Source organism: Arhodomonas sp. AD133, assembly GCF_051195215.1.
Classification (GTDB): domain Bacteria; phylum Pseudomonadota; class Gammaproteobacteria; order Nitrococcales; family Nitrococcaceae; genus Arhodomonas.
Map to the genome: position 1 here is coordinate 61,532 of NZ_JBNAZM010000026.1, position 7,016 is coordinate 68,547.

The 7,016-nt window shown below is 68.7% G+C and carries 9 protein-coding genes; all 9 read left to right on the forward strand.

Annotation, left to right across the window (positions count from 1 at the left end):
• Window positions 1-12 precede the first annotated feature (12 nt).
• The 9 genes from gspF to gspN all read left to right on the forward strand — a co-directional run bounded on the left by gspF (window position 13) and on the right by gspN (window position 6,859).
• Window positions 13-1,227 (forward strand): type II secretion system inner membrane protein GspF, encoded by a 1,215-nt coding sequence (gene gspF, locus ACPEES_RS14440; protein WP_435104224.1) that lies wholly within the window; start codon window positions 13-15, stop codon window positions 1,225-1,227.
• A 20-nt stretch (window positions 1,228-1,247) separates the two neighbouring features.
• Window positions 1,248-1,715, forward strand: a complete 468-nt coding sequence (gene gspG, locus ACPEES_RS14445) for a type II secretion system major pseudopilin GspG (RefSeq protein WP_435104225.1) — start codon at window positions 1,248-1,250, stop codon at window positions 1,713-1,715.
• Window positions 1,716-1,718: 3 nt separating this feature from the next.
• Entirely contained in the window at window positions 1,719-2,258 is a 540-nt protein-coding gene (gspH, locus tag ACPEES_RS14450; protein ID WP_435104226.1) for a type II secretion system minor pseudopilin GspH, read from the forward strand.
• Window positions 2,227-2,643, forward strand: coding sequence for a type II secretion system minor pseudopilin GspI (gspI, locus tag ACPEES_RS14455; protein ID WP_435104227.1), 417 nt, complete (start codon window positions 2,227-2,229; stop codon window positions 2,641-2,643). The genes gspH and gspI overlap by 32 nt, the downstream gene beginning before the upstream one ends.
• A complete protein-coding gene (gspJ, locus tag ACPEES_RS14460) occupies window positions 2,640-3,221 on the forward strand; it encodes a type II secretion system minor pseudopilin GspJ (RefSeq protein WP_435104228.1) in 582 nt (193 codons plus the stop codon). Before gspI ends, gspJ begins: the two co-directional genes overlap by 4 nt.
• Window positions 3,218-4,156, forward strand: coding sequence for a type II secretion system minor pseudopilin GspK (gene gspK, locus ACPEES_RS14465; protein WP_435104229.1), 939 nt, complete (start codon window positions 3,218-3,220; stop codon window positions 4,154-4,156). Before gspJ ends, gspK begins: the two co-directional genes overlap by 4 nt.
• Window positions 4,157-4,365: 209 nt before the next feature.
• Window positions 4,366-5,568 carry a type II secretion system protein GspL gene (gene gspL / locus ACPEES_RS14470; protein ID WP_435104230.1) on the forward strand — a complete coding sequence of 401 codons (1,203 nt, stop codon included), beginning with the start codon at window positions 4,366-4,368 and terminating at the stop codon, window positions 5,566-5,568.
• Complete coding sequence (gene gspM, locus ACPEES_RS14475; RefSeq protein ID WP_435104231.1) at window positions 5,565-6,062, forward strand: type II secretion system protein GspM; 498 nt, start codon at window positions 5,565-5,567, stop codon at window positions 6,060-6,062. The genes gspL and gspM overlap by 4 nt, the downstream gene beginning before the upstream one ends.
• Window positions 6,059-6,859: a type II secretion system protein N gene (gene gspN, locus ACPEES_RS14480; protein ID WP_435104232.1), complete on the forward strand. Its 801-nt coding sequence runs from the start codon at window positions 6,059-6,061 to the stop codon at window positions 6,857-6,859. The genes gspM and gspN overlap by 4 nt, the downstream gene beginning before the upstream one ends.
• Window positions 6,860-7,016: the final 157 nt, after the last annotated feature.

The following is a 7,016-nucleotide window of genomic DNA, read 5'->3' on the forward strand; positions in this document are numbered from 1 at the left end:
CACCGCCGTACTATGGCCGCATTCGAATACAACGCCCTGGACGGGGGCGGCAAGGAGCACAACGGCGTCCTCGAAGGCGACAGCGCCCGGCAGGTGCGCCAGCAGCTGCGTGACCGCGGCTGGATACCGATGGCGGTGGACGAGGTGCGCGAGCGCCGCCGCGGTGGCGGGATCGCGCGGCGGCGCTCGCGCATCCGCGCCGGCGAGCTCACTCTGCTCACGCGCCAGCTCGCAACGCTGGTGGGATCGGGCACGCCGCTGGAAGAATCACTGCGAGCCGTCTCCCGTCAGAGCGAGCGACAGAGCGTGCGCAACCTGGTCACCGGCGTGCGTGCGCGCGTGGTCGAAGGTCACACCCTCGCCGACGGGCTCGCGGAATTCCCGCGCGTGTTCAACGAGCTTTACCGTGCCACGGTGGCCGCCGGCGAGCAGACCGGCCATCTGGACACCGTGCTCGAGCGCCTCGCCGACTATGTGGAAAAGCGCCAGCAGATGCGCCAGCGCATCCAACAGGCGTTGATCTACCCGATTGCCCTGGTGATCATTTCCATCGGCGTGGTTTCACTGCTGCTCACGTACGTCGTGCCCAAGGTCACCCGGGTGTTCGCCGATACCGGCCAGACGCTGCCGATGCTCACCCGGGGGCTAATCGCCACCAGTGACTTCCTGCGTGCCTGGGGACCGTTGTTGTTGGTCGCCGTTATAGGCATCGCCATCGGATTCGCCGCCTCGATGCGCCGCGAGGGATTCCGCCGTCGCGTCCACGCCGTGCTGCTGCGCCTGCCCCTGATCGGCCGGCTCACCCGCAGTCTCAACACGGCGCGTTTCGCACGCACGTTCAGCATCCTCATGGGCAGCGGCGTGCCCGTTCTCGAAGGCCTGCGCATATCCGCGGGCGTGATCGCGAACCTGCCCATGCGCGAGGCGGTCAGCGGCGCGGCCTCGCGCATACGCGAGGGCACGGCCATCGCCCGTGCCCTGGAGAACAGCGGCCAGTTCCCGCCCATGACCGTTCACCTGGTCGCCAGCGGCGAGGGCAGCGGCAACCTGGAGGGCATGCTCGAACGCGCCGCTCACAGCCAGGAGCGCGAGATCGATGGCCTCATCGGTACCCTGCTCGCCCTGTTCGAGCCGCTGCTCATCGTCGTGATGGGCGGGATCGTTTTGACGATCGTACTGTCCATAATGCTACCCATCTTCGAGCTCAACCAGCTTGTCGGGCGCTGACCCCAAGGAGGCAACCACCAGTGTCCAAACACACCGTCCGCCGTCATCTCAGCCGCTATGGACAGCGGGGCTTCACCCTCATCGAGATCATGGTCGTGATCGTGATCCTCGGCATCCTCGTGGCGTTCGCCGTGCCCAACATCATGGACAATCCGGAAGAGGCCCGGCTGACGAAGGCGCGGCACGATCTGCGCACCATCGAGAACGCGCTCGAGATGTACAAGCTCGACAATTTCCGCTACCCCACCAGCGAGCAGGGTCTGAAGGCACTCGTGGAAAAACCGCAAAGCGCCCCGGAGCCCGAGAACTGGCAGTCCGGCGGCTACCTCCGCGAGCTCCCCAGCGATCCGTGGGGCAATCCCTACCAGTACCTGGGCCCACAGGACACTGACGGGCGCGTGGAAATCGTCACGCTCGGCGCGGATGGCCGCCCGGGCGGCAACGGGCCCAACTCGGACATCAGCAACCGCGACAAGCAGTCCGACTGACCCATGCCGCGCCAGCGCGGTTTCACGCTGATCGAGCTCCTGGTGGTGCTCGTCATCGTCGGTATTGTCCTCACGCTCTCGGTGCTGCAGCTGCGCGAGCCCGGCGAGCGCGCCGCGAGCGAGGCCGCCGAACGCCTCCACGCACGGCTCGCGCTCGCACGCGAGGAAAGCGTGTTGCGCGGGCAAGCGGTGGGCGTGGCCTTCGCCGCGGACGGCTACCGGTTCCTCCTGCCCGGGGAAGACGATGCGTGGGCACCGCTGGACAACGACCGCGCCCTCGCGGCGACGGAGTTGCCGTCCCAGTTGCGGCTTTCGGTCACACTCGAGGATCTGCCCGCGACGGCAGACGAAGACGGGGACGACGACGAAGGCGACGGCGAGGACGCGGATGAAGACGACAATGGCGACCGCCCGACGGTCGTGCTCTACCCGAGCGGCGAGGCAACGCCGTTTACCGCCACCCTGAGCGCCGAACGCGGCGGCGCCTGGATCATCGAAGGGAGACTCAACGGTGCATTCGAGCTGCGCCGGCCTGAAGACTGAATGCCCGCCACAGCCGGGCAGCCGGGGGTTCACCCTGGTCGAGGTACTGGTCGCGCTCAGTGTGCTCGCCATCGCCCTCGCCGCCGCGGTGCAGGCGGCCACGGTCACCGCCGAATCCGCCAGCGACCTGCGTGAGCGAACGTTCGCGCACTGGATCGCCGACAATCAGCTCACCGAGATGCAGGCGGGGGGGGCGTGGTCCACCGGGCGCAGCACGGACGAGCGAGCCTTCGCCGGCCGCGAATGGCCGCTGACGATCGTGGTGGAGGAAACGCAATTCGAACACGTTCGCCGCGTGCGGGTGAGCGTGGCCGCCCCGGACGACAAAGAGCAGGTCATCACCACGGTCCAGGGCGTGCTCCGCGACCCGGAGATCACGCCATGAGCCGCACGCGCGGATTCACGCTGCTGGAGCTGCTGGTGGCGGTGGCGGTCTTCGGCATCGTCTCGGTAATCGCCTATGGCGGGTTGGAAGCGGTGCTCGCGAGCCGCAACCGGGTCAGCGCGGAAGCCGAGCGGCTGGGTGCGTTGCAAACCGCGTTCACCGTGCTCGCGCGCGATTTCCGCCACGCCGCCGACCGCCCCTACCGCGACCAGCTCGGCGACCGCCAGCCACCCATGCACCGCGACGGTCAGCGTCTGATGCTGGTGCGCGGTGGCCGTGCCAACCCACTGGACCTGCAGCGCAGCGCCTACCAGCGCATTGCCTACGGCCTCGACGACGAAAGCCTGGTGCGCTATTCGTGGCGCGCGGTGGACAGTCCGTTCGAGCCCGATGTCAGCGAAAATGCACTGCTCGATGGCGTCGAGGATCTGAGCTTTCGCTTCCTGGGCGAGGACTGGCAGGACCAGTGGCCGCCAGCACGCACCGACAGCGAGGCACCGGAACTGCCCCGCGCGGTCGCGATCCGCATCACCCACGAGGACTACGGCGACATCCAGCGAGTGTTCCTGCTGCCATGAGATGCCGGCAACGTGGCGTCGCATTGATAACGGCTTTGCTGGTGGTGGCGTTGGCGACCACTGCGGCGACGGCCATGCTCTCCGATCAGTACCTGGCCATCCGCCGCACACAGAACGTGCTCGCCGACGGCCAGGCATGGCAGTACGCGCTAGCCGGGGAAACCGTGGCATTGGCGCTGCTCGCCCAGGACCGCAACGAGAACGACACCGACGGCGCCAATGACGTCTGGTCGGGCGCACTGCCTCCGGTGAACGAAGGCGCGGCGACCATCCGGATCGCGGTGACCGACCTCCAGGGGCGCATCAACGTCAATGCCCTGGCCGGTGAGGAGGCCACACGCGTCGAGCGCGTGGACGGCATCCTCACGCGGCTCGTTGCCGCCTCCGCCCCGGAGGCGGCAACGAGCTTCGCACCCGCACTTGCCGACTGGGCGGACGAGGACCTCCAGCCACGCTTCCCCGATGGCGCCGAGGACGACTTCTACACGCGTCAGACTCCGGCCTACCGCAGTGCGAACGCGCCTCTGGCGGGCGTGTCGGAATTGCGCCTGCTGCGTGGTGTCGAGCCCGACGCGATTGATGCGCTGCGCGACGTGGTCGTCGCGCTGCCCCTGGAGGCCCGCGGCGTCAACCTCAACACCGCCCCCGCAACGGTACTCGAGGCGTTGCACCCGGCCATCGGCAAGGCCGATGCCGAACGCCTCATCAGCGCCCGATCCGACGAGGCATTCGCGAGCGTTTCGGAGATCCTGCGGGAGGTTCCCGCATTCGCCCAGCCGGAACTGCCTCAGGAGTGGCTGCGCGTGGCAAGCGAGTACTTCCTGGTGACCTCCACAGTGGAGCTGGGCCGGGTTCGCACCACCATGTACTCTGTAGTGCATCGCCCTGGTAATGGACCGCTGCGGGTGCTCTATCGCGGCACGACCATGCCATGAACCATTGGCGAGCCCAGGGATTTCGGTGACAATGCGTCGTCGTTGCGACCGATCGAGGGAAGGAGCCCCAATGTTCCACGCTGCCCTGTCGCGCAGACAGACGGTCGAGACATGACCCACGCGTTATCGGCGACCCGCCATGCCCACACCGGCAAGCAACCGGCGCGGGGTGGGCATCGCTCGGGATCTGTCAACAGGCCCTAGAACCCATGCGCCCACGTTTGATAGTCCATTTGACCGGCGACCCGGACACGCCACTGTCGTGGCGTTGCCTCGACGCCCAGGGCTCGCCCATGGCCGCCCCGGAAGGCGAGACACTCGCGGCAGCGGCTCGTGAGCGCCGCGTACTGGCCCTCGCACCGGGCACGGAAGTCCTCACCACCCGGGTTCACATACCCGTACGCGGCCGCCAGCGGGTCGCCCAGGCTGTGCCCTGGGCCCTGGAGGATCAGCTCAGCGAGGACGTTGACGCGCTTCACTTCGCCATCGGGGAGCGCGATGCCGAGGGCATGGTGCACGTCGCCGTTGTCTCGGAGCAGGCATTGGCCGCGTGGCGCGAGCAGCTCGACGACGCCGGCGTGCAGGCCGAGGACATCTACCCGGATTACCTGGCGCTACCGCGTCACGAGCACGCCTGGACGATCCTGGTCGACGACCACCGGGCGTGGGTCCGTACCGGCCTGCAGACCGGGTTCGCCTGCGACGCCGATGCACTCGCCCTGTTCCTCGAAGCCGCACTCACCGAAGCCGGCGACGACGCGCCGCCGCGACTGGTCGTCTATCTGAGCGAGACGGCGACGCTGCAACTGCCGGAGGTCGCCCCCGAGCCCGAACGCTATCGCGTCAGCGATCCGCTGGCGGTGTTCGCCGAGCACCTGGACAGCCGCCACGCCATCGGCCTGCGCCCCGCGAGCTGGGGCGGCGCGAGCCAGGCGCATCGATGGTGGCGGACCTGGCGCGCCGCGGCTGTGCTCCTCGCCGCCGTCATCATCGCCGACACGGGGCACGCCTGGCTGCAACGCTGGCAACTCGCCGCCACCGCCGAGGAGCAGCAGGCGGCCATCGCGCGCATTTTCGGCGACACTTTCCCGGAGGCCGGCACCCCGGTCTACCCGCGCCGGCAAATGGAAAGCCGCCTCGCCGCACTGCGCAGCGGCGACGATACGCCCTCTGGCGGAATGCTGCCGCTACTCGCACAACTGACTCCCGGACTGGCGAACGAGCGCATCGAGCTCACCGCCCTCGCCTATCGTGGTGGAGGTCTGGAAATACAGGTGTCGGCACCGGACCTCCAGGTCCTGGACGCGCTCAAACAGCGCCTCACCGGCGAAGGCCTGACGGTTGAGGTTCGCTCGGCACGCAACGAGCGCGACCACGTCATCGGCCGGCTCACCGTGGAGGGTGAGGCATGAAACAGTGGTGGGCGGAGCTGCAGCCGCGCGAGCGCCGTACTCTGAGCCTGGGCGGCGCGGCGCTCGTCATCGTTCTGTTCTACTTCCTGGTGTGGCTGCCACCACGCGCGGCACTGCCGGAGCTGCGCGAACAGGTCGCCCAGCAACGCACCGACCTGCAATGGATGCGGGCCGCCGCCGCACAAGCCCGGCAACTGCGACAGCGCCGTGGCGACACCGACACCAGCGCCAGCCAGCCCCGGCGGGCGCTTTACGCCCTGGCCGACGAGAGCGCCCGCGAGGCCGGGCTCGGCGACGCCATCGACCAGGTGGAACCCTCCGGCGACGACCAGGTACGGGTCGCGCTCCGTGACGCGCCCTTCGACCGTATCACCATCTGGCTGGCGGGCGTCCGGAAACGCTACGGCATTACCGTTGAGTCCGCGTCGATCCAGGCGAGCGACGACTCCGGCCGGGTCGACGCCCGCCTCGTTCTGCGGGGAGCCGGTTCATGAAACGCTGGCTGCGTATCGTAGTGCTCGTCGTGGCCTTCCTGCTGGTTTATGCGGCTTCGCTTGCGGCAACGCTGCCGGCGGATGTCGCCTGGCACCTTGCCGGAGACCGTGTACCTGCCCGGGCTTACGGACTGCACGGCAACCTGTGGACAGGCGGCGCCGAGGCCGTAACCGTCAGGGGACATCGAGTGGACGGGCTCACCTGGCAGCTGCACCCGGCGGCATTGCTCACCGGCAAGGCACACCTGAGCGCGAAGGCCCGAACGCCCGACGGCGAGCTCTCCGGCGATGTCACGCTCTCCGCGAGTCGTGCGGTCACGGTGAGCGACGCCCGCGGCAACATCGACGTGGACACCCTTCTCGCCTGGATCCGCCGAACGGGACTCGCAGCATTCGCCGATGGACGCGTGGATGCGGTGGTCCGCTCGTTGCGGCTCGAGAACCGGCAGCTGGTCAGTGCCGACGGCCTGGTGACCTGGCAGAACGCCCGCGTGCGCCTCGGTGACGAGCACGCTCTGGGCAATCTGGCCCTGCGGCTGACCCCCCACGAGGGTGGCGGCGTACGCGGCGAGCTCCGCGGCGATGGTGGCCCGCTGGCACTCGGCGGCACGGTAACGCTCACCCCCGACGGCGATTTCGAGGCGCGCCTCACAGTTCAGCCCCGCGAGGAAGCGGCCACCGCCGGCCGCCGGCTCGCCCGCACCCTCGGCCTCGCCAACCCGGAAGGCACCACGGTTGTCGAAGCCAGCGGCAACGTCAGCGGCCAGGGCCTGCGCCTGACACAGCGGCCGGGATGAACGCGCCAGTGCACGCTTCGGCAACCGAGAGAGACGACGGCCGTCCCGGAGCCGGCGGCACGTCCTCGACACCAGCGGCTCATACTAATCTTCTCAGAAGTATTGTCATGCGTCAGCCGGTCTGTGCGCCGATGGGGCAAGGCGCGAGGCGCGCCGT